Source organism: Bacillus sp. CD3-5 (assembly GCF_006349665.1).
Classification (GTDB): Bacteria; Bacillota; Bacilli; order Bacillales; family Bacillaceae_G; genus Bacillus_A; species Bacillus_A paranthracis.
This window is the reverse complement of the sequence record NZ_VEPX01000012.1, coordinates 136922-160917: the sequence shown is the minus strand read 5'-3', so window position 1 is coordinate 160917 and position 23996 is coordinate 136922. Positions and strand designations below refer to the sequence as shown.

Annotated in this window: 24 protein-coding genes, 1 other RNA gene, 1 riboswitch and 1 other annotated feature; of the genes, 5 read left to right on the top strand and 20 right to left on the bottom strand. The window is 35.4% G+C overall.

Features of this window, described 5'->3' with window-relative positions; genetic code table 11:
- Positions 1–34: 34 nt before the first annotated feature.
- Positions 35–1213: an NAD(P)/FAD-dependent oxidoreductase gene (locus FH036_RS21035; protein ID WP_000043204.1), complete on the top strand. Its 1179-nt coding sequence runs from the start codon at positions 35–37 to the stop codon at positions 1211–1213.
- 288 nt (positions 1214–1501) lie between these two features.
- Here FH036_RS21035 and tyrS read toward each other — a convergent pair whose 3' ends face one another.
- The 5 genes from tyrS to FH036_RS21010 all read right to left on the bottom strand — a co-directional run bounded on the left by tyrS (position 1502) and on the right by FH036_RS21010 (position 7582).
- On the bottom strand, positions 1502–2761 hold the full coding sequence (gene tyrS / locus FH036_RS21030) for a tyrosine--tRNA ligase (RefSeq protein WP_001021109.1): 1260 nt from the start codon (positions 2759–2761) through the stop codon (positions 1502–1504).
- Positions 2762–2813: 52 nt separating this feature from the next.
- Positions 2814–3029 (bottom strand) — a binding site (T-box leader).
- Between the two features lie 96 nt (positions 3030–3125).
- Positions 3126–4043 (bottom strand): UDP-N-acetylmuramate dehydrogenase, encoded by a 918-nt coding sequence (gene murB / locus FH036_RS21025; protein ID WP_001057090.1) that lies wholly within the window; start codon positions 4041–4043, stop codon positions 3126–3128.
- 390 nt (positions 4044–4433) lie between these two features.
- A complete protein-coding gene (locus FH036_RS21020) occupies positions 4434–4829 on the bottom strand; it encodes an SET domain-containing protein (RefSeq protein WP_000573649.1) in 396 nt (131 codons plus the stop codon).
- A gap of 166 nt (positions 4830–4995) precedes the next feature.
- Positions 4996–6498, bottom strand: coding sequence for a DUF4077 domain-containing protein (locus FH036_RS21015; protein WP_139896194.1), 1503 nt, complete (start codon positions 6496–6498; stop codon positions 4996–4998).
- Positions 6499–6523: 25 nt separating this feature from the next.
- Positions 6524–7582 (bottom strand): endonuclease/exonuclease/phosphatase family protein, encoded by a 1059-nt coding sequence (locus FH036_RS21010; RefSeq protein ID WP_139896193.1) that lies wholly within the window; start codon positions 7580–7582, stop codon positions 6524–6526.
- A 217-nt stretch (positions 7583–7799) separates the two neighbouring features.
- Positions 7800–7859: riboswitch (Fluoride riboswitch) on the top strand.
- Between the two features lie 54 nt (positions 7860–7913).
- Between FH036_RS21010 and crcB (FH036_RS21005) the strand changes: the two genes are divergently transcribed.
- Both crcB (FH036_RS21005) and crcB (FH036_RS21000) read left to right on the top strand, forming a co-directional pair.
- Positions 7914–8318: a fluoride efflux transporter CrcB gene (gene crcB, locus FH036_RS21005; protein WP_139896199.1), complete on the top strand. Its 405-nt coding sequence runs from the start codon at positions 7914–7916 to the stop codon at positions 8316–8318.
- Positions 8315–8671, top strand: a complete 357-nt coding sequence (gene crcB, locus FH036_RS21000) for a fluoride efflux transporter CrcB (RefSeq protein WP_000568594.1) — start codon at positions 8315–8317, stop codon at positions 8669–8671. The genes crcB (FH036_RS21005) and crcB (FH036_RS21000) overlap by 4 nt, the downstream gene beginning before the upstream one ends.
- 28 nt (positions 8672–8699) lie before the next feature.
- Here the strand turns inward: crcB (FH036_RS21000) and FH036_RS20995 are convergent, their stop codons facing one another.
- The 6 genes from FH036_RS20995 to FH036_RS20970 all read right to left on the bottom strand — a co-directional run bounded on the left by FH036_RS20995 (position 8700) and on the right by FH036_RS20970 (position 13935).
- Entirely contained in the window at positions 8700–8939 is a 240-nt protein-coding gene (locus tag FH036_RS20995; RefSeq protein WP_000980951.1) for a DUF3947 family protein, read from the bottom strand.
- Positions 8940–9077: 138 nt separating this feature from the next.
- Positions 9078–9284 carry a DUF3955 domain-containing protein gene (locus FH036_RS20990; protein ID WP_001995599.1) on the bottom strand — a complete coding sequence of 69 codons (207 nt, stop codon included), beginning with the start codon at positions 9282–9284 and terminating at the stop codon, positions 9078–9080.
- 190 nt (positions 9285–9474) lie between these two features.
- Entirely contained in the window at positions 9475–10668 is a 1194-nt protein-coding gene (locus FH036_RS20985) for an MFS transporter (RefSeq protein WP_139896192.1), read from the bottom strand.
- A gap of 5 nt (positions 10669–10673) precedes the next feature.
- Positions 10674–12221, bottom strand: a complete 1548-nt coding sequence (locus FH036_RS20980) for an ABC-F family ATP-binding cassette domain-containing protein (protein ID WP_139896191.1) — start codon at positions 12219–12221, stop codon at positions 10674–10676.
- Positions 12222–12657: 436 nt separating this feature from the next.
- On the bottom strand, positions 12658–13173 hold the full coding sequence (gene speG / locus FH036_RS20975; RefSeq protein WP_000076830.1) for a spermidine N1-acetyltransferase: 516 nt from the start codon (positions 13171–13173) through the stop codon (positions 12658–12660).
- A 156-nt stretch (positions 13174–13329) separates the two neighbouring features.
- A complete protein-coding gene (locus FH036_RS20970) occupies positions 13330–13935 on the bottom strand; it encodes a PadR family transcriptional regulator (RefSeq protein WP_014481787.1) in 606 nt (201 codons plus the stop codon).
- A gap of 94 nt (positions 13936–14029) precedes the next feature.
- Between FH036_RS20970 and FH036_RS20965 the strand changes: the two genes are divergently transcribed.
- Both FH036_RS20965 and FH036_RS20960 read left to right on the top strand, forming a co-directional pair.
- Entirely contained in the window at positions 14030–15190 is a 1161-nt protein-coding gene (locus tag FH036_RS20965) for an MFS transporter (protein WP_139896190.1), read from the top strand.
- Positions 15190–15519: a DUF1516 family protein gene (locus tag FH036_RS20960; protein WP_000933661.1), complete on the top strand. Its 330-nt coding sequence runs from the start codon at positions 15190–15192 to the stop codon at positions 15517–15519. Before FH036_RS20965 ends, FH036_RS20960 begins: the two co-directional genes overlap by 1 nt.
- A 182-nt stretch (positions 15520–15701) precedes the next feature.
- On the opposite strand, the gene psiE is transcribed toward FH036_RS20960, so the two are convergent.
- The 9 genes from psiE to smpB all read right to left on the bottom strand — a co-directional run bounded on the left by psiE (position 15702) and on the right by smpB (position 23857).
- The gene (gene psiE / locus FH036_RS20955; protein WP_044790911.1) at positions 15702–16106 is read right to left on the bottom strand and encodes a phosphate-starvation-inducible protein PsiE; all 405 of its coding nucleotides are present in this window, start codon (positions 16104–16106) and stop codon (positions 15702–15704) included.
- 49 nt (positions 16107–16155) lie between these two features.
- On the bottom strand, positions 16156–17118 hold the full coding sequence (locus tag FH036_RS20950; protein ID WP_044790912.1) for a nuclease-related domain-containing protein: 963 nt from the start codon (positions 17116–17118) through the stop codon (positions 16156–16158).
- A 445-nt stretch (positions 17119–17563) separates the two neighbouring features.
- Positions 17564–18316, bottom strand: coding sequence for an iron ABC transporter ATP-binding protein (locus tag FH036_RS20945; protein WP_000590067.1), 753 nt, complete (start codon positions 18314–18316; stop codon positions 17564–17566).
- A complete protein-coding gene (locus FH036_RS20940) occupies positions 18313–19377 on the bottom strand; it encodes an iron chelate uptake ABC transporter family permease subunit (protein ID WP_000631130.1) in 1065 nt (354 codons plus the stop codon). Before FH036_RS20940 ends, FH036_RS20945 begins: the two co-directional genes overlap by 4 nt.
- Complete coding sequence (locus FH036_RS20935; RefSeq protein ID WP_000042069.1) at positions 19374–20390, bottom strand: ABC transporter permease; 1017 nt, start codon at positions 20388–20390, stop codon at positions 19374–19376. The genes FH036_RS20940 and FH036_RS20935 overlap by 4 nt, the downstream gene beginning before the upstream one ends.
- A gap of 19 nt (positions 20391–20409) precedes the next feature.
- A complete protein-coding gene (locus tag FH036_RS20930) occupies positions 20410–21423 on the bottom strand; it encodes a siderophore ABC transporter substrate-binding protein (RefSeq protein ID WP_139896189.1) in 1014 nt (337 codons plus the stop codon).
- Between the two features lie 414 nt (positions 21424–21837).
- Positions 21838–22515, bottom strand: coding sequence for a response regulator transcription factor (locus FH036_RS20925; protein ID WP_001250246.1), 678 nt, complete (start codon positions 22513–22515; stop codon positions 21838–21840).
- Positions 22516–22908: 393 nt separating this feature from the next.
- Positions 22909–23263: a transfer-messenger RNA gene (ssrA, locus tag FH036_RS20920) on the bottom strand.
- A gap of 126 nt (positions 23264–23389) precedes the next feature.
- Entirely contained in the window at positions 23390–23857 is a 468-nt protein-coding gene (gene smpB, locus FH036_RS20915; RefSeq protein ID WP_001123905.1) for an SsrA-binding protein, read from the bottom strand.
- Positions 23858–23996: the final 139 nt, after the last annotated feature.

Sequence of the window (23996 nt, the reverse complement as noted above, 5' to 3'; positions counted from 1 at the left end):
AACAACAATTAGTAAAGACGGGGGATATCATACTATGTCAAAACAAATTGTCATCTTAGGCGCTGGTTATGGCGGTCTTCTTGCCGCTTTAAACGTACGTAAATATTACAGCAAATCAGAAGCACAAGTTACAGTGATTAACCAATACCCAACACACCAAATTATCACTGAACTACACCGCCTTGCAGCTGGTAACGTGTCTGAGCAAGCAGTTGCAATGCCACTTACAAAGCTTTTCAAAGGTAAAGATATCGATCTAAAAATCGCAACAGTTGAGTCATTCTCAGTTGATAGCAAAGAAATTAAACTAGCTGGTGGCACTACTTTATCTTACGATGCACTTGTAGTTGCTTTAGGAAGTAAAACTGCTTACTTCGGTATTCCAGGACTAGAAGAAAACAGCATGGTATTAAAATCTGCTGCTGATGCAAACAAAATCTACAAACACGTTGAAGACCGTATTCGTGAATACGCGAAAACGAAAAACGAAGCTGATGCTACAATCGTAATCGGTGGTGGCGGATTAACTGGCGTTGAGCTAGTTGGTGAGCTTGCTGACATTATGCCTAAACTTGCAAAAAGCCACGGCGTAAATCCAAAAGAAGTGAAACTTCTTCTTGTTGAAGCAGGTCCAAAAATCCTTCCAGTATTACCAGACCACTTAATCGAACGTGCAACTACTAGCCTAGAAGCACGCGGCGTTACATTCTTAACTGGTCTTCCTGTAACAAACGTTGCTGGCAACGAAATCGACTTAAAAGACGGTCAAAAACTTGTTGCTAACACATTCGTTTGGACTGGTGGCGTTCAAGGTAACCCACTAATCGGTGAATCAGGTCTTGAAGTAAACCGTGGTCGTGCAACAGTTGATGCATACCTACAATCTACTTCTCACAAAAATGTATTCGTTGCTGGAGACAGCGCTGTTGTCTTCGCTCCAGACGGACGTCCATACCCACCAACTGCACAAATCGCTTGGCAAATGGGTGAGTTAATTGGATACAACTTATACGCAGCACTAGAAGGCAAAGCATTCGAAGAGTTCGCACCTGTAAACTCTGGAACACTTGCTAGTCTAGGACGTAAAGATGCTGTTGCTACAATTGGAGCAAGCAATACTCCACTTAAAGGCTTACCAGCATCATTAATGAAAGAAGCAAGTAACGTTCGTTACTTATCACACATTAAAGGTCTATTCAGCTTAGCTTACTAATCTGAATATAAGCCCGAATCATGCCCAGCATGGTTCGGGCTATTTTTATCCGTAATTTTCTCTAACTTATTTATTCGGCAAAAAAATTATATACCCTTTAAATTTATCTAAATATACTGACTTTTTTATAATGAAAGCTGTCCCGTTCGGAACAGCTTTATTGACGCTTTTTGTCGGTAAATCGATATATCGAGAAAATCGCTAATATATTTCGAAAATCGCCGATATAATTCGAGTTACGGTCGATATATTCAAAAAATCGCCGATATAACTTTTAAACCTTCTTCATTATCCTAACTTCACAAGGCTGTAGTTCTTCTTCCCTTTACGAATAATAATGAATCGTCCGTCAAATGAATTTTCTACCGTAACATCCGTACCTACATCCGTTACTTTTTCGCCATTCATAGAAATAGCTCCGTTATTAATATCTTCACGTGCTTGTCGTCTAGATGGTTCAATTCCTAAATCAACTAGCCATTCTACGATGTTTTTCGTCTCTTTTGAAGACTGGAATGTTGGCATTTCTTTAAAGCCTTGCTCAATTTCATCAGCTGTTAACGATTTAATATCTCCGCTAAATAACGCTGCTGTAATTTTCACAGCTTGTAGCAATGCTTCTTCTCCATGAACGAATTTCGTCATTTCTTCCGCTAATACTTTTTGTGCTTCACGTTTATGAGGCTCTGTTTCTACCTTCACTGCCAATTCATCGATGCGCTCTTTCGTTAAGAACGTAAAGTATTTCAAGTATTTAACGACATCACGGTCATCTGTATTCACCCAGAACTGGTAAAATTCAAATGGTGTTGTTTTTTCAGGATCAAGCCAAACCGCACCACCTGCTGATTTACCAAACTTCGTACCATCTGATTTCAATAGTAACGGAATCGTCAATCCAAATACTTTTGCTTCATGCCCTTCTAACTTACGAATTAAATCTAAACCACTCGTAATATTTCCCCATTGGTCACTACCGCCAATTTGCAGTTGAACATCTTCTTTCGTGTATAAATGATGGAAGTCCATCGCTTGTAAAATTTGGTACGTAAATTCTGTGAAAGAAATTCCTGTATCTAAACGACTTGCTACGATGTCTTTTGCTAACATGCTATTAATGCTAAAGTTTTTCCCGTAATCACGTAAAAACTCAATAATATTTATTTCATGTGTCCAGTCGTAGTTATTTACCATCTTCACTTCGCTATTTCCACCAAAATCAAATAGCTTTTTCATTTGCGCTGTTAATGCATCCACATTATGCTGAACTACTTCTAACGTTTGAAGTTGACGTTCTGATTGACGTCCACTCGGATCACCAATTGTTCCTGTTGCTCCACCAATTAAAATAACTGGATGATGGCCGGCTAATTGAAATCTTTTCATCATCATAAACGGAATCAAATGACCGATATGCATACTATCCCCAGTCGGGTCAACCCCGCAGTATAGCGAAATCTTTTTCTCTTCTACTAGCTTACGTAAACCTTCTTCGTCAGTCTGCTGATTAACAGCACCGCGCCATTCTAATTCATCAATGATATTCATCTTTTGTCATCCCCTTTATTTTTTTAAAAACAAAAAATCCCTATGTCTATGACATAGGGACGATTATTCACCGTGTTACCACCCAGTTTGTATAAATAGCATAGCTACTCATACCACTCTTAGCAATAATATCGATTGCCAATCCGCTTAGCATTACCTAAGATACTCCAGAGTGTAATTCGCAAGTTTGTTTGTGCTAGGTTTCAGCATCCCCTAGCTCTCTCGTTAACAGTGACAAACTGCTACTGGGCTCTTTCAACGTATGTTATTTGTTAAATTATTAGCCATTATATTGAATTGAAAACAAATTGTCAACAATACCCAAATATTATTTTAAAATAATTCGCAGCTTTATACGTATATGTTATTCTTTATCTTCTCCAATAATCCTTACTTCACGCTCTAACTTCACGCCAAATTTCTCTTCAACTGTTTTTTGTACGAAGTGAATTAAATCGATGTAATCTTGTGCTGTTCCGTTATCAACATTTACCATAAATCCAGCGTGTTTTAAAGAAACTTCCACTCCACCAATTCGCTTACCTTGTAGCCCTGATTCTTGAATCAATTTACCAGCAAAGTTATTTGGTGGGCGTTTAAATACGCTACCACATGAAGGATATTCTAGAGGTTGTTTTGACTCACGTTTAAACGTTAAATCATCCATTTTTGCTTTAATTTCTTCATATACACCTTCTTCAAGTTCAAATCTTGCTTCAAGAATAATGTAATGGTTGTTCGCAAATACACTCTTACGATATCCAAATTCAAATGCTTCTTTCGTCAAAGTACGTAGCTCTCCATCACCTGTCATTACAACAGCTTCTGTTAATACATACGAAATTTCACCGCCGTATGCACCTGCATTCATATATAATGCTCCGCCAACTGAACCTGGAATACCACAAGCAAACTCAAGACCCGTTAAGTTATGGTCTAACGCAATACGTGATACGTCAATAATTGCTGCACCGCACTGTGCTACAATTGTCGTTCCTGTTACAGTAACACCTGTAATATGAATTAAACTTACTGTAATCCCGCGAATTCCACCGTCTTTAATAATGACATTCGAACCGTTTCCTAAAAACGTAACTGGAATATTATATTTGTTAGCATATTTAATAACTTCTTGAATTTCATCATAATTTGTCGGTGCAACGAACACATCTGCTTTTCCACCAACTTTAATATGCGTATGATTCTTTAACATTTCATCTTGTTTCACATGACCTTCAGGCAATACCGTACTTAAATATTCATAAACCTCTTGCATATTCATTTTACGATTCCTCTATTTCTATATTCTTTTTATCCCGTTATACGGGCCCATAATATCCCCACGTACATGAAATGAACCTAAAGTGGTGGATACAGTGTACCCAAAATCAATTCGAGACACCTATAAACCTCTTAATTTATAAGAGGTGCCACTCATATTAAAATATATATTGCATAATAAAGCAACCCAAATGGGCTACTAAACTTGACATGTCATCAGAAAGACAACAATTTGTAAAATATATTACTTTTTCAAAACACTACCCTTCAGTATCTTACTATACCACACGAAAATAAAGTGGTATTTTTTTGTAATCTTTACTTTATTTTCATCAATAAAAAAGATGCCTTTACCTATGTAAAAGCATCTTTTTTCATTACTTATTTTAAATTACTTTTCGTTCTCTTCTTTTTCTTTATCAAACCATAGCAGTTCATCGTTATCCACTTCACCATTATAATTGATTAAAATTTCTTCTCCTGCTTTTATATCTTTATAAGCATAGAAGTTAAATGTATGATTCTCAAAGACAATATCATACGTCGCATTCGGTGTATATGAATGATTGAATAACATACCGTATCCTAAAAGGATTGCCGTATGATTAATCCCATACTCAAATGCGTAGTCAGCAAGTAATGTTTTCTCAATGTGTTCATGCTGTTCATTCGGATAAGAGATAACTGGCGCTGCGTGTATCAACTCACCTTTTTTTATATCACGAGTTGCAAATACACCTCTATTAAATTCTCCATCACTAAGTTCAGAAGTCTTAACTTCGATCATATGCGTCACCTATTTAATTCTTTCTTTGAAGTATTTTAATTCCGCTATTAGCTGAATTTTATCTCCTTAAGCTTGGCAGAAAACGAGCAGAAAAGCAATTAAAATCCGAGCAAGTCTTCTTTTAAATGAAAAAAGAGCACAGACGTTGTACTCTTTTTAAGTGATATTACTTTTCTAAAATATCTTCTAACAATTTCACTTGCTCGCTAACAGTATGTAATGTCTTCACTGATGTATCATTTCGATGCTTTTCTTCTTCCACACTTGCTAACACTTCTTCTGTCGCCGCAGAAGTTTGCTGGATTACATTGGAAGCATGTGTAACATCCTTTACGATATTCGTCGTTTTAACTTGAAAATTTTCTTGATGACCAACAATCTCTCTCATTACATCATTAATTGCATCAATAAACTTTCCTAAATCCGTTACATTTGTTAAAACACTTGCTAGCATTTCGTTACACTCTTCTTGTACTCTTTCTGATTTCTCTACCTGCACTTCTACCTTACTTGCTTGATTACTAAACTCTTTCAAAATCCCTTGAATTCTTCCCGCAGAACGATTCGATTCCTCAGCAAGCTTTAATACTTCATTCGCTACAATAGCAAATCCTTTTCCATGTTCGCCTGCTCTTGCAGCTTCAATATTTGCATTTAAAGCTAGTAAACTCGTCTGACTTGAAATATTTGTTATTACATCTACAATTTCATTAATTTGCTTCGATTGCATCATTAAATCTCTAAATATAATTCCTGATTGTGAAACAACATCATTTAAACTTCTCATATTCGCTTCAAAATTTCGTAGAGTATGTACACTACCCTTTGAAATTTCTAAGCTTTCATCAACACGAATCGATGCATTTCTTACTTGAGAAATGATTTGTTCAATATTCCCCTCCATATCATTCAATACTTCTACCGAACGATGCATCATCTCTGATTGTGATTGCGTACCAACTGCTACCTCTTCAAAAGCGAAATTGATTTCACTCATCGACTCCATCGATGTATTCATATTTTGTCTTAAATAATTGAAATTACGATCTAGTTTTACAACCGTTTCCTCAATAAGTCTTTGCGTTTCTTCTAATTCCTGAGCTTTTCTCATTACTTCTTGCTTCTCATCACTTAAACGAGCTAGCAAGTTAGAACCAATTTTCGTGACGCCCCACATAGCGATTGTTACGATCGCTAACAAGCTTGCGAAGTTTGCAGCTTCAGATGCAGCTGTATAAGCAAAAAATTGCTCTGGCCAATAACTACAAAGAATAAATGTGATTACAACTGCCACTCCGCCTAGAATTACAACGAGGCGTTCACTTAAATAAATAAGTGAAACGGCTAGTGTAAAATAGACCATTTGAAATACAGCTGGGCTTTCATTAAAAGCTTGTACCATAATGAAAGACATCATAAGCAACATAAATGTCATGATATATTTATACGTCGTTTCCATGCTTTTTATAAAAGTAAGAAGTGTTCCAAATACAACGACAGAAATGCCACAAACCCAAAACGCGATTGCTCTCTCTGTAAAAATATATCCGTAATACCCAATTGCGATGATTCCAAGGAAGAAACTACAAATTGTAATAAACAGCAATAAATGATTTTTCTGTGATTCTTTCTCAAGGTTAGAAAAACAAGTTTTCTTTAACCATTCCATATATAGTCCCACCTTCTGCACTTAATTACTTCAGCTTAAATACCGCACTCACTGGGTTATGATCACTATTTTCAAACTTTAAATCTTTTCCTTGCACATTTACAATCTCAACATTCGGTGAAACGATAAAGCCATCAATAATCGTGACGAAATTTTCACCTTCTACATATTTCTTTACATCATCTCTCACAGTCATAACAGACGGGTCTACAGCCCATTTAAAGCCACCATCAGTAAAGTCCTTCGGTAACTCTACTAACCACTCAGGACGCTCCTTCACAAACTTCGGATCACTTAATTGAACATCAGAAACTAATTGATTCCAATCTCCGCCCATTATTACGTAATCACCATTTTTATAATGCTTGTTCATATATTCTTTTAAAAACTCTACTTGCTGTTTTCTAATTTTCCCGCCTTCATCGTACGCAGACAAATGTAAGTTTACAAGTCTAACATGCTTTCCATTATTAACAGGGATTGTATGTTCAACAATCGCCCGATCTAAATCAAATAAACGCTTTGGCCAAGGCTCCATTCCAGGAAGCTGGAATCTCTTCGCTTCTTGAACAGTGTATTTAGAAAACGTACTTAATCCAGCCTCCGCATATCCCATTGGACTTGTAACTGGAACGGGAACCCATTTTGTATCATAGTTCTTCCCGAACGACGAAGCATAATCAGGTAATCCTTTTTTCAAAAACTCATGCTCATTCACATCAAATGATCGCATTGATTTTATATCGACTTCTTGTAATAACGCAAAATCACTATTCTCATTTTGTAAAAACGAAAGCATACTCTTTAAGTTCGTTTCCGTTTGCGCTTTACTGCTTGAACCAGATCCCTTTCCCCCATCCATAAAGAAATCTTGATCCTTATCTAATCCAGCATATCCAATATTAAATGTTGTAACTTTAAATTCATTTCCTGTCGCTAATACGCGCTCTTTATTATTTTCCACCTGCAAACTTATAACATCAGCAGGCTGTTCTTTAGTAAGTGTCATATACGCTAAAAAATCACCTACCACTCCCACCCCAACTAAAATACATATAAGTACTATTTTTAATAATTTCTTCAAATAAACGCCCCTTTTCTAAAACACACAACTTAATTATCTTTATTTTCAGTTAACTAAAACTGAATGACAGACATAACAAATATTTTATCATATCAAAAACCTTATATCACTATATTTAGTTTATAAACAATAACTCTTGCTCTTACATTATCAAAAATACAAAATCCCCTAACTCCTTCACTGGAAATCAAGCGTAATGTTTAGTACACTATATGTAATAATCATAGGTGATGGAGTTCGCCATAAACGCTACTTAGCTAATGACTCCTACCAGTATAACTACTGGTAGGAGTCTATTTTTTTGAGCAAGCTATTTAAAGAGGTGAGAAAATTGATTTATATTATGATCGGCATTGCCGGTATATTAGGAGTCCTTTCTCGTTATTATTTAGGTCTTACTATTCATGAATTTTGGCATCATACATTTCCACTAGCTACATTACTTATTAACTTAGCCGGATGCTTCTTACTAGCTTGGCTGACTACGTATATCGCTAAGCTCAACAACTTACCTTCAGATGTAATCACAGGCATCGGGACAGGATTTATCGGTTCTTTTACGACGTTTTCAACATTTAGTGTAGAGACTATTCAATTGATCAATCATTCTGAGTGGAGCATAGCCTTCTTATATGTATCATGCAGCATACTTGGTGGCCTCATTATGTCTGGACTTGGCTATACATTAGGTGATTTCTTACTTAAGAAACATCTTACGGAAGGTGATCACTTATGATAGAAGCTTTATTAGTAGCAACAGGAGGATTTTTCGGTGCGATTACACGATTTGCAATTAGCAATTGGTTTAAAAAAAGAAATAAGACTTCCTTTCCAATTGCTACATTTCTCATTAATATAACAGGAGCATTTTTACTCGGATATATAATTGGCAACGGAGTCACTACAGGTTGGCAATTATTATTAGGTACTGGATTTATGGGTGCCTTCACGACATTTTCAACGTTTAAACTAGAATCTGTTCAGCTTCTCAACCGTAAAAACTTTAGCATATTCCTTTTATACTTAAGCGCTACTTACATAGTGGGTATCCTCTTCGCATTTCTTGGAATGAAGCTAGGCGGAATATAAAAAAGCGACTCTTATTAGTCGCTTTTTTCTATAAGAAATAAGTCCCCCCATATGGTATGGAAAAGAAAGTAGCTGGATACACATCATAATGTACAACTTGCATCGGAGGCTGTGAGTACGACATATACTGCCCTTGCATCATTTGTGCAAAATATGCTTGTTGCTGCATTTGAATCACTTGATTCACAGCATGGATAGTTCCCTGTGCCCCAGCCAAAGTAATAGCTGCTCCTATTCGTCTATCATTATAAAAATAATGATTCATCATGATTCAACTCACTTATTATTTTTCTTCCATATTATATGTTTCTATTTCATAGTAGGTGTTTTAGCTCATAAAATTCCATTTGCCGTAAGCTAATAACCTATCAGGCTGGCCCCACAGACTAAAGTTCTATTTTGTCTATTACTGCTTTTTCAACTTCGAAGTAATAACTTCAAATAGTAATACACCAATACCACTCAAGAACAATACATAACTTATCGGTACTAGGAAAAAGAAAGGCTCTACAAGCAAACCATTATCCGCTATTTTACTAGTTGCCCCGTGCATTAATAAACAAGTAACTCCTAACGATAGCAGTACGATAGCTAATAAAAATTTATTTTTCATAATATATTCTCCTTTAACTTCATAATTCATTTATTTGTATTCCTTTTTACTACCATCATAATAAATTCAATAAAACTATAAGTCAATATTTTTTTATCGTTTTTCAATAAATGATTATTGATTTGTAATTAAAACAAAAGGTTTATGAAGCACCTTAAATTGCCTCACAAACCTTTTTAATCATGAATATTTACACTTCAAACCTCTTACTTACTACAACATATATCGCACATAACAGCACGAATATCCCAGCATAAATTAACAAAATTTCTACACTAAACATATCAGCCAATGGGCCAAATAGTATCATTCCTAAAGGAAGGGCGCATGAATTAGCGATTTGTACAAGACTAAACATTCGTCCGTGCATGGAAGTTTCTACTTTTTCCTGCAATAACACGTTAACCGGTGTATTGAAGCACGGCATTGTTATACCAATTAAAAAGTTACATACTAAATACATAATAAATACCGGAGCGATCCCTAGTCCAATCATAAGCAGTCCATATAACGCACAAGCTAGCGCTGTTGTATGCATACGATTACGGAAACCACCCCACGCTGCAATCAATATGCCACCAGCTGCCGCTCCCGCACTAAAAGTCATCTCACTAGCAGTAAGTCTCCACATTTCTGCACCGAAAGAACGGGTTACCATTAAAGGTGTTAAAAAGGCAGCTGGACTTATTAAAATCATGACGATAATCAATAAAACGATTAGCCTTTTAATAAATACATTTTCTTTTAAATAAGAGAATCCTTCTTTAATTCCTTGTAAATTAGATTTTTGCTTATCCTCTACATTCGCATGTCCTTCCACCTGAATAATAAACATAATACTAATTCCAATCATAGCCGTAATGACATCAATAAAAAATGTTGTTTCAATGCTGGAAATAGAAAGAATCGTCGCACTTGCTGCTGGAGAAAGAAACATAATTAAAAATGTAATACTGCTATTTATTCCATTTACTTTCATCAGATACTCTTTCGGAACGATTTGCGGAATTAATGCATTCACAGCTGGCGTTTGTACTCCTGTTCCAGCTGAACGAATGAGTAACACAATAAAAAGTAACCAAATACTTTTATATCCTGTTAAGAATAGAACTGCTAAAACTAACGTAGCAATTGCTATAACCCCGTCTGATAACATAATCATTTTTTTACGGTCGTAACGATCAATCCAAACACCTGCCAATAAAGAAATTGCGATTTGTGGTATGAAACCGCAAACAGTTGAAATGGTCAACATCATCCCCGATGATGTTGTAAGGGTGATATACCATATAATCGCGTATTGCACGAGAGAGGAACCGAACAACGAAATCGTTTGAGCGGTCAAAAATAATATAATTTTCGTTTTCCAATTGTTTTCACTCATACGTTTCACACCCCCTTAACTAATCCCGTCTCTATATGAAAGATGCTATCTGCCCAATCAAGATAAAAACTTGCTTCGTGAGATACGAGTATAATGCTACCCTTAAACTTAATTAGTGCCTTTTGCAAAGCTTCCTTCGCTTCTGCATCTAAATGGTTTGTCGGCTCATCTAAAATTAAGAAGTTACAAGGTGATAGTAATAATCCGCACAGTTTCACCTTCGATTGTTCACCACCACTTAACGTACGAATTTCTTGCGAAACGTGCGTATCCTTCACACCACATGCAGCTAAATGATGGCGTATTTCCTTCCTATTCAGTTTAGGAAACTGTTCTGAAATAATTTGAAGCGGCGTTAAAGAATCATTGCTCCAATTTAAATCTTGCTCATAATATCCAATCTTTATTTGCTCTGAAAAGTGAAACTCTCCAGAAATACTAGCAATATTTCCAACGATTGTTTTTAACAAAGTAGATTTCCCTACTCCATTGAAACCTGTAATCACAAGTTTTTTCCCACCCATTACTGAAAAATTCAACTTTGGTAAGAGAGCAAAATCGTAACCAACTTCAAGATTATTTACTTCCAGAACTGTCTGAACTGAAATGGGAAGTTCCCGAAAATGAATAGACGGTTTATGAGTAAAACTTGGTGGCGCAATTCTTTCCATACGTTGCAACTGCTTTCTACGTCCCTGTGCTATTTTTGAATTGACCCCAGCAATATTTCTACGAATATACTCCTCCGTTTTTTCAATTTTCTTTTGTTGTGCATAATATTGACGAATATAATCTTTTCGCAAATGCTCCTTTTGTCTTACAAAATCCGAGTATTTTCCGTAATACTTCTTCACCGTTCCAAACTCTACATCACATATACAAGAAGTCACTTTTTCTAGAAAATCAAAATCATGAGACACGACAATAAACGCCCCTTCAAAATTCATTAAATAATTAGCAAGCCATTCAACATGCTCTTTATCAAGAAAGTTTGTCGGTTCATCTAGTAATAAAATAGTAGGCTCTTCTAATAAAAGCTTTGCTAAAATTACCTTTGCCCGTTGTCCTCCGCTTAATTCACCAATAATACGCTCCATCCCAATAGCATCAATACCTAAACCAGCTGCCACCTTGTTTATTATGCTATCTACTGAATAAAAACCGCAAGCCTCAAGCTGCTCTTGTATTTCAGCTGCTTTCAATAGTTGATTCTCATCTCCAGTCATCGCACTTTCTTCATATAACTTATTCATTCTCTTTTCCATTTCAAACAAATCATAAAAAGCTCGTTTTAAATACTGTGAAATAGTATAGCTCCCATCAATTTCTGCATATTGATCAAGATGTCCAATCTGAATATTAGGTTGCCACTTAACACTCCCCTTATCAGAAATAATTTCCCCCACCAATATTTTCAGTAACGTACTTTTCCCTGCACCATTCTGTCCAACAATTCCCATATGCTCCCCTTTATGCAAATCAAAAGAAGCATTTTCGTATAATACTTTATCTATAAAACTATGTGATAAACTTTCAACTTTAAGTAAACTCATTTTTATTCCTCTTTTCCTGAAATTAAAAAAAGCAGAGAGATAGCGTCATTCGACACTAGCCCTCTGCTTCGTGGTTTTTTCCATACTAATCCAATTTACAGTAAAAGCTCATTGGAATAATATACACAAAGGGCCATAGACAAAGCATTGTCTATGGCCCCTTAATCTATTTTATACATCAGCTAAATAACCATAACGAAATAAGCATAGGTAGACTATACTTTTTTCAAAAATTATTCAGCCGATGAATATAGGGGATTTATACCCCTTGATTAAGCTCCGTACAACGCTTCACCGTATACATTTGTGCGGAGCAAAGTTTTCTAATGAGTTTTACAAATTTTATATAAAGCATATTCTGCACCTTCCTTAATACTTAAAAGGGATTTTAGCATACAGTTTTACGAAGCGTCAACATTACTTCCGAATCTTTCAACTACTTGTTTTCAAAATATTGCTTCTGAAACATACACATTCTTATTGCATTATGATAGTTACCATCAACGAAAAACTCATCGATAAGCTCACCTTCTACCATAAACCCAACTTTTTTATAAACATGTACTGCTTTTTCATTTTCCTTATCCACAACTAAATATATTTTATGCATATTTAATACAGAAAAAGCGTAATCCATCGCTAAACGCGTCGCATCCACTGCATAACCATATCCTTGATAATTCGGATCAATAATGATTTGGAATTCCGTTCTACGGTGAATATAATCGATTTCCACTAACTCAACCAATCCAACCATTTCATTATCTTTTTCAACGATAAATCGGCGTTCACTTTGATCATGTATATGTTTATCGTATAAATCTTGCAGCTCCACAAATGCCTCATACGGCTCTTCAAACCAATACGACATAATATGTGCATTATTATTCAGTTCGTGTACAAACTTTAAATCTTCTCGCTCTAATGGACGCAATTTCAATTCCTGACTCATTTCTATAACCTCCAAGTAAAAGAAACCTCTTCACTTAATTTCTCAATTTTTTTCAATTTCAAACGCCCTAATTTCATTGTAAAGTCTCAAGTGACTTTAAGGTCAAGATATAAAAAAAGTAGTGCAAACTTATGTGTGCACTACTTTCTCTTACTCTTACTCTTCTTCTCGTAATGTTTCTAACACTTCAATTGCCCATTCACACCAGTCGATGTACATTTTTGAATACCTTATTCCATATTCAACAGTAATATACTCTCCGATCACCTGTTTACGAATAGACGACTGATCCGGAAAACTATAATCTTTCCATTTTTGAGTTTCCCGCATTACATGTGTTTCTCTATCAATTACCTTCTGTAATAGTGAAATAGCTTCACTTACTGAAATAACATTAAAACTTGAGGCTTTTAATAAAAACTCATCCTTTATACGTTGAGGCTTCGTTTTCGAATGAATAATCCATTCAACAAGAGCCTTTTCGCCCTCTTTCGTCAAAGAATATATTTTTTTATTTGGACTTCCTTCTTGATAAATATATTCGAACGTAACCAGGTTATCCTGCTCCATTTTTGATAATTCTTTATACACTTGTGAATGACTTGAATTCCAAAAATAAATGAGTTGTTCTTGAAAAGTATGATACAAGTCATAACCAGTTTGTTCTTTTTTTGAAAGTAGTCCAAGTAATGCATAACGAATAGACATTCTAAATTCTCCTAACTGGACTTTTAAATTATGAATAATTTGTTTCAATTTCATTATATCGATTGTACTCCTTTTAATAAACCATTATCATAACCATATGACTATTTAGTCATATGTCATTTAATTAATAAGAGTAAAGGAGGATATGATGAAAAGGAATATAGTTCCGTTAATGATCGTTCAATTTTTCATCTTTTTAGGATTCGGTATGATTATCCCTGTTCTACCAGAAATCATTACAAATTTACATGTGCCGTCGCATCATTTAGGAATGCTGTTATCTTCTTATTCGCTCGCTTCATTCTTAACAGCTCCACTTTGGGGAAAGATTTCTGATCGAGCAGGTCGGCGTCCTGTACTACTAATTGGCATACTCGGGTATTCCATTAGTTTTTTCTTAACAGGTTTACTGATTAATAATTTAACTGGCTTATACATCGCAAGAAGCCTAAATGGATTGTTTGCCGGTGCATTATACACCGCTGCAACAGCTTCCATTGTCGATATGACAAATGAAACTGAGCGTAATCGTTATATCGGAATGATGGGTGCTTGTATCGGGATGGGCTTTATTGTCGGTCCAGCAATTGGCGGGATGCTAAGCCATTTTGGAAATGCAGTTCCGTTCCAAATTGCTAGCAATCTTCTTGTCATTTTATTTCTCTATACATGCTTTACTTTTAAAGAGAGTTTAAACAATGCAGGTGAAAAAAATGCGGGAAATCCATTTAAAAAGTTTATTCATTTACCAGCTTCATCAATCGGCTTGTTTTTCATTACTTTCACAATTTCTATGGCATTAGCTGGGTTAGAAGGTACCTATCAACTATTTGGCAAACAAGCAATCGGCATTACACCATTACAAATCGGCATAATCTTTTTAGCAAGCGGCCTAGTAGATGCATGTATACAAGGTGGACTCATACGCTACATTCGTAACGGAGATGAAAAACGCTACATTATAATCGGACAAATCATTTCTGCAACAGGCCTATTTTTAATCCCTTTTATTACGAACTTACTATGGGCCGGCATTTGTTTATCCATCTTCACAGCTGGAAACGCGCTCGTACGAACTTGTACTCTATCCTTTTTAACAAAACAAGTAAAAAGCGATCACGGTACCATTTCAGGCTTAAATTATTCATTTGATAGTTTAGGAAGAATTATCGGACCAATATTTTTCACAATGATATTTACATCACAAGGGGCAGTATCTTTCATAGTAGGAGGCATGATGACGATGCTTTCTATCGGATTCGTAATCCTATTTTCAAAAAATCAACATACATACGGGAGTGAACTATAATGCTTAATATGTTTTATCAAATTCACGCGGGATCATGGGCAATTCTTATCATCTTATTTATTATGAGTTACATGCTTAACAAACAAGAATTTACACTGTGGGGACAACGTGCCTTTTATGTTCTTATGCTAGGTTCAGGAATTGGAATGGTAGTCATTAAAAACTTCCCTGTCATTTCTATGATAAAAGCTGTATTCGCTCTTATCCTTATTATGTCGATGGAAATCCTCGTAGCAAGGAAAAGAAGAGGACAAACTCATACGTTATGGTGGGGCGTATTCGCTATCACGTTCATCGTTATTTTATTAATTGGATTTCATATTATATAAAGTGAAACTTTAATCAGTGGGGTTTTGTTTATCCCCCACTGATTATTAGTTGAACCAATCGGGCTTTTACGGGCAGTTGATCCCCCACCTAACTTCTTTGCTTCCTCTGAATTTTGAGATGGGGGTCTTACTGCCCGTTAATGCGGGATAAAGTAAAAACCCCTAGATTTAGGGGTTTTTTGCTACTCTTTTCTCAAATCTCTCATATTTGATATGTATAAAGCAACGACTAAAACGAGAATGGATCCCGCATATAACAACGTCTCCATCGGTTCCTCATGAGATACAATAATTAAACGAATTAACGCCGTAATTCCGATATAAATGAAATAACGTAACGGAAAATGATAATTCGACTTAAAATACTTAATAATCAATGCGATGAACTCGAAGTATAAGAAATAGACGATAATACTTTCAACTAACTTATATGACGTATACTTCTTCGCTGAAAATATGTATTGAATAAAAGTAATCGTCTCATTAATTAAAAAAATAGATAAGACAATGGATAATATAATTAACGCTATGTTTAATATCCACTGTAAAATGCTTGCGATAAAATGATCAATATTAAACGACTTCATGTTTTCTTTTAGCTCCCCTTCGTGTAGGTATTCATTTATTATAGCAAAATTATAATTGGAGGTGGGTTAAATCATATTTCCGACCTTTGTTGGTGCCGGTATGGGGGATGTTCATTGTTTGGAGGAGTCTTTTGACCGCACAACTAGATTGCATATTAAGAAAGTCCCTCAATTTACTATTAGTAGTTATCGTTCCAAACAGAAGTGTGTAGTCTTGTAAAGCACGTAAATGAGCATGTTTAGACGTACTATTACAGTTTGAGCAACGCCATCCCTGTTTTTCTTTTAACATTGCTATTATAAAACATTCCTCACACTGCACGCCCTTTAGCAATTCCTCTTTTTTCACTTTATATTGAGCAAGAATATTTTGTCGCTGTAAAGAATGCCCATTCATAATTTTATTTATAAACCCATTTATATCGCTAACCACTTTTTCTTTATATTGATTTTTAATCTGTTTTATTTTATTAGGTAAATTTGCGCTGTGGATAATTTTACTAGAAAGTATTTCATCTGAAGTTTTAATAATTGTACGAGGTGAACTAATTACAATGAGGGATTCAATTGGAAGATTATATATACCATGTAGACTCAGCCATTTTTTCAGCTGCATCTCTTGCCGTTTTATTTGTAAAAATGGATCTGGAAAACCTTCTTCCAAGGTGCCATCTGATATTCTAATGAGCTGATTAAACTTGGCGTCGAAGATTAATGTACCAACAATATTTTTTATTTCAAGAAAAAGAAGAAAACATGAGGAAACTATGAGGGTATCAATTTGAAAATAATGTTTCTGATCAAACAACCTAATATCATGTAAAATACTGTATTCCGTTTCGGGTAAGAAACTAAGTGGATATTCAATCGACTGCTCTCCTTTATAGCCGGCCATAAATTTCGCTAGATTTTCAACCACCACATTTCTTTTTGAATGATGAGCAGGCAATCTTCTCAGTAGAGCTTCTAATTGGAGCAAATGTACAGGCATTTTCCGCTCTTTCACAATCATTTTTATCCCCCTCCAAAATATATCAGCGATTTTTCAAATATATCAGCGCAACTCCAATTATATCGGCGATTTTCGAAATATATCAGCGCAACTCCAATTATATCAGCGATTTTCGAAATATATCGACTTACCGACAAAAACCGACACAACAAACACTCATAAACATTATATCACCACACCGAAAATCGCACTGTAAGCATAATATTAATCCCCCCTCTTGATTACGACATTTTAAAAACGGTAAAATAACATTCACCGTATGTAAAAGAGCTTTTTTATAAAGTGAACTTTAATCAGTAGGGGGCTTACCGCTCGTCAAATAGTGGAATAAATGCAACCTCATATTGTGAGCGCTCAAAGCGTCACCAATAAATATCACAGGCAATCGTACAAAAAAGCTGCTGCCTATAAAATACAGGCAGCAGCTACAGTATACATTTTCTAACTAATAAACGGCGATTGGCCCATAAGGACCATTAATAATCTCTATTTTTGTTTCAAAAATATCCGTCAAAAGTGTTGAGTCCATAACCTCTTCTACTGTTCCAAAAGCAGCAATTTGTCCATCTTTCATCGCACAAATTTTATCAGAGTATTTAGCTGCAAAATTTATGTCATGCATGACAGTCAAAATTGTTCTTCCAAATTCATTAGCCGCACGTCTCAAATGTTCCATCATTTGAACAGAACGAGCGACATCCAGATTATTTAGCGGCTCGTCCAAAAGTACATATTCAGTCTCTTGGCACAATACCATCGCTACATATGCCCTTTGTCTTTGCCCACCAGAAAGCTCATCTAAATATCTATTCTCTAAATTAGTTAAATCTAGGAAGTCGATATATTTAGAAATGATAACTTCATCCTCTTTCGTTAACCTTCCCTTTGAATAAGGAAAGCGCCCAAATCCAACTAATTGTCTAACAGTAAGCCTCGTTACAAAATGATTTTCTTGTCGCAATATAGTCAAAACTTTTGCTAAGTCTTTTGATTTAGATTCAGAAACATCCATATTTGCTACCTGGATTTGACCTTCGTCCATATCTAAAAGTCTTCCAATCATCAAAAGTGTCGTAGACTTTCCAGCGCCATTTGGTCCAATTAAAGAAGTAAAGCCTGCTTTTGGTATTTCAATATCCAAAGGTCCTATTTTCACCTTATCAGTATAGAACTTTTTAACATTATCAATTTTTATCATAAAGCCCTCTTCCTTAAAACTATAGTTAAGAATATGATTCCACCAAATAATTCAATAATAACTGATACTACACCTTGAGCATTGAATACATGATACATTAAGAAGTATGCACTCGTCATAATCAAAAATCCTATAGCAAAAGCCATTGGGAAAATATATCTATGATCATAAGTTGCCGCCGCCTGATAACTCAAAGTTGCCACTAAAAAGCCGTAGAACGTAAGTGGTCCAATTAGAGCAGTTGAGATAGACATTAAAATAGCCACTAATACAAGCGTATAAATTACACTAGGTTGATATTTAACTCCAAAAGAAGTAGCAACATCCTTCCCTAGTGACAAAACATTCAAATTCTTAGAATGAGCAAAAATCAATACTGCTACAACTATAATCATAGGAATTACAATAGGAAAGTATGCAGGATCTGCATGATTCACAGAACCAAATAATTTCGCTTGTAAAATATCAAACTCTGAAGGCGCAAGTAGCTTTCTCATGAAAGTTGACATAGAATTCAGTCCAGTGCCAATAATAATTCCAACTAACAGCATAAGTTGTAAATTTCCGTATTTACCAGAAAGTAACCATCCATAAAGTATCAAGCTCATGAGGACCATAACAACGACTTGAAATAAAAACGATCCAATTCCATTAAAATTGATTAATGCACTAGCACCAAAGAAGAATATTGTACTCGTATGTATCGCTGAATAAAGTGATTCAAAACCTAAAAGCGAAGGAGTAATAATCTTATTGTTCGTAATAGATTGGAAAGCAACTGTCGACAAGCTATGGCAAACTGCCGCAATAATCATTGCAACAATAGCTACTATCCTTCTCTTAACAACTGGGATAAAAGAAGGGGAATCTATCGGAACTGGATTGTTATACACTAAAAGTCCGTATGAAGAAAGGAGGCCTAACGCAATCAATGTTATCAGTACAATCCAATAGCGTCTTGCTTCCTTCTTAGAACGAAAAGCACTAGCTGATCTACTTTCATTATGAAGGCTAGAATCGACTTCGACATTTTCTTTATTTCTATAATCTAATGTGATCATCGCAGCCTCCTTGGTTTTCTTTTTCTCAATAAAATAGTAATAAACACGACTGCTCCCACTGATGCAAGTATTAAAGAAACAGGTAGTTCAAAAGGTTTTATAATTGTTCGAGAAATGATGTCACAGGCAGTTATTGTTCCCATTCCGATCACACACACCCAAGGTAAATTACTTCTAAGATCATCACCTCTAAACATGGAAACAATATTTGGAACAATTAATCCCAAGAAAGGTAAGTTTCCAATAACAGCTGCAACAATTCCAACTGCAACAGAGATAAGGCCAGTCCCAAAAAGAACAATTCTATTATAATTAACTCCAAGGCTTGTTGCGACATCTTCCCCTAGTCCAGCTAGAGTCAATCTATTCGCATACATAAAAATAAGCAAAGTAACGATAACAATCAGCCATAAATATTCATATCTTCCCACCTGAATGTTAGCAAATGAACCTACAAACCAAGTTTCAATACTTTGCGTCATTTGAAAAAGAAGTCCCATAAAAGTAGACACTGCAGAAATAACGGCTCCAAGCATCAATCCAATAATCGGGACAATTAAAGACGAACGAAGCTTAACTCTTCTTAAAAATAGAAAGAAAATCATAGTTCCTATAAAAGAAAAAATGATTGCACCAGTCATTCTTTGAACTAAAGTCGGGGCAGGAAATAGTAAATACACAAAAAGCAGGCCTAAGCCTGACCATTCAATTGTCCCCGTTGTAGTAGGTTCAACAAAACGATTTTGTGTAATAAGTTGCATGACGAGCCCTGCCATCGCCATTGCAGCTCCAGTAAGCATTAATGCCACTGTTCTCGGAACACGAGTGATGAAAAACATCTCCATTCCGTCCTCTTGTCCACGTATATCATAAACGCCAGTAAACAGTGATATAATCCCTAAAATTATAACAACTATAACCGCTATTATAAAAGGTTTTGTCCATATTTTATTGTGATTATAAAACTGGGGTTGAGAAATATTCTCAACCCTAGAAATCATATTTTTTGACACTGTTTCGTGCTCCTTTACACTACTTAGCTAAAGTTTTTGCGATATTTCCAAATAACTCTATATAAGTCTGAATTGATTCATTTGTGTAAGTATCTGCTGGTGCATAAATAACTTGTTTCTTAGAAACAGCAGTTGTGTTTTGAAGAGCTGGTGATTTAGAAATAACATCTTGAGCAGGAGCTGACTTAGCTGCATCAGATGTTGCAGCATCACGATCTAATACGAAAAGCCAATCAGGATTTGTTTGTGCGATAGCTTCAACAGAAACGTCATCACCTTTATGACCTGCAGTAGAATTAGCAACTTCTAATGCTGGAGTCCAACCGAAAATTTCATACATAGGTCCCCAAACGCGACCAGAGTGCGGTGCAGCAAAGCCAATATTTCCACCAGTAACGATAACACTCATAACTTTATCTTTTCCGTTATAAGCAGCTTTTGCTTTTTCAATAGATTTATCAAAATCAGCTACTAATTTTTTAGCTTCTTTATCTTTATCAAAGATTTTTCCTAAAGTAACTGTAGAGTCTTTAAGCCCTTTTACTAAGTTTTCACCTGGCTTAGTAGCTTTCTCAGAAACATCAACATTAAGATCAATAACAGCTGCATTTGGAACTAATTTTTTGATTTCTTCGTAATGGCTAGCAAATCTTTGACCAACGATTACAAGTTCAGGGTTTGCCGCTGCTATAATTTCAAGATTTGGTTCGCGGTGATTCCCAATATTTTTAACTGTTTTATCATTTTTATACGCTGAATCTGCAGGCATAATATCCTGTGGAGCAGCCGCTAATTTAATTCCCCAATCAGCTAAAGTTTCAAACGTTCTATTATCTAAAGCAACTACATTCTTTGGATTTACAGGAACAGTAACCTTTCCATGAGCATCAGTGATTTCAACCGTTTTTGGCTTATCACTACTATTATCTTTAGTAGCTTTCGAAGTTTCTTTACCTGAATCTGAGCAAGCTACTAACATTAAAGTGAAAATTGCTAGAATACTTACTAATTTTAAAAGCATAGTTTTTTTCATACGTATACTCCTTATTATGTAATTTAGTTCGAAAATGATAACATCGATAGATTAAATTAGACAGTAACTTTTATGTACCCAAACTGCTATTGATAATCATTTTCATTTGAACATCCTGTAAATAAGTATAGTCATTAATTCTGTGAAAATCTTGTGAATGGTGTGAATTAATAAAACCAAGCATAAATTAAATATGAAAAGTAACATTTGAAATCCAGCATGTTGACTAACTATGGTTTTCCCTACAAAACCGGCTCATTAATAGCTAATATTTTCATAATCCCTCGCCTGATAGAAATATACTTTTTACATCTTTTCATACTTCTCAAAAACTATTTGATTATTGATTTAAAGAAAAAAACGAGTAAAACTAAATGAAACGTTTTACTCGTTTTTTCTATTATCTTATTTCTATCATTCAATCATTGAATAACCTCTACCATGTATCGTTTGAATATATCTGTCTTTCTTCTCACACTTTAACTTTTTTCTTACATATCCAATATATAAGTCTACTACATTTGGATTTACGACTACGTTATGTCCCCAAACTTGGTTCAAAAGCATTTCACGGCTCAATATTGTATTTTTATTCTTAATTAAAAATACAAGTAAATCGTACTCGCGCTTAGTAAGTGAAAGATTTTTACCACCTTTTTTCACAATATTGCTAGATGCATCAACAAAAAGATCTTTAAACTGAAAAAAGGTTGTCTCATGTTGCTGGTTACAGTCACTTCTCCTTAAAATAGCTTGCACCCTTGCTACTAGTTCTTCTTTCGCAAATGGTTTTCTTATATAATCATCAGCTCCTGCTTGTAACCCTGCCACGCAATCCTTACTAGAAATATTGTCAGTCACAATAATGATCGGTGTCATTTTAACAAGTCGTATTTGTCTGCAAATTTCTGGCCCGGATATGCTTAATGAATCCCAATCTAATATGATAATATCCCAATCTTGTTCATATATTATATTTAAACCTTCGTTTTCATTGTGAAGTTTTAAAATGAAATGGCCTTCTTCCGTTAAACCGCTTACGATTTTCTTTGCTAAAGACCGTTCATTTTTAATTACTAACACCTGCCTCACCGATGGTTCACCTCTACTTCAATATAACTTAGTTAGATAAAAAATTATTTAAGATTTATAAATATTAAATCCCTAAAAAATCCATTCAAACAGCTTATTAGGAGAACTCTATATAATCTTACAATAGGTATGTATAGAAACACAAAACATATTAAGATTTGAATAAAATGATTTTATTAATAGAAACTCACCAATTGGGCGTTTACCAGCAGCTATAGTATCTACCTGCTTATCATTAATAACCACTTCTTCCTTTTCTGTTTCAGGGGTACCGGCTCATCCCCATCAACTTAAGCAGTTTATAAAACCACAAAACAAAAAGAACCATAACCTCACCAAACTGGCAAAATTATGGTTCATATCATACAAAATAAAAAACCACCAAATATGTATTGGTGGAGACGGTGGGAGTCGAACCCACGTCCAAAAATATCGGCACTTAAGCTTCTACGAGTGTAGTCGATATATTAGCATTTCGCGAACTCTTCAGCCTATCGACAGGCTTCCAAGTTGCTAGTCTGATTGTTCTCTTCCTTCGCCCTCAGACGGCGAACTCCGGCGTAGTCCACTTAGTTTGAGTCCCTTACCCTACCACATGGACGATGGAGGGAGGAACCTTTAGTGCAATTAAGCAGCTAAAGAAAGATTGTTTTGTTTGCCAATTATAGGCTTTGACGTTTTAACGAGGCCGATCCCCTCGACTCGCAACCTAAGCTCGAACTATCCCTGTCGAATCCGTAACGTCCCCATGATAAAAATGGAGCATACGAAGAAAATATCGTGATAGCTACTAAGAGCTGTTTTTCAATGTGCAACAACCTTACATAAGTTATTATAACATACGCGCGCCGTTTTACAAATGTAAATATCTGTATTACATCTTTTGGCGATCACGGAACGCGCGTGCAATTTCACGTTTAGCTTCTTTCTCTTTTAAATCATGACGCTTATCGTATTGTTTCTTACCTTTTGCTAAACCAAGTGCCATTTTCGCAAATCCATTTTTCAAATAGATTCTAACTGGAACTAGTGCATATCCTGTTTCTTTTGAAGCACCAGCTAACTTCTCAATTTCTTTTTTATGAAGAAGTAACTTTCTCGTGCGAAGCGGGTCGTGGTTGAAACGATTCCCTTGTTCGTACGTACTAATATGCATATTATGAACCCATACTTCACCATTATGTACACGTGCAAACGCATCTTTCAAGTTCACGCGTCCAGCGCGAATCGACTTAATTTCCGTTCCTTGAAGGACAAGCCCTGCTTCGTATGTTTCTTCGATGAAATAATCATGAAATGCTTTTTTATTTTGTGCAATAACCTTACCTGAACCTTTTGGCATATAACGTCCCTCCTCTATTTTTACTATTGTAACAAATGTTACTAAAAAGCGAAAGTGGCTCGCTTAGAATCTTTGGACATTGGAACTCCCGACAGAGAAGCGCTTTTTGCTTCGTCCGAGGGAGTGAAATGGCCAACAG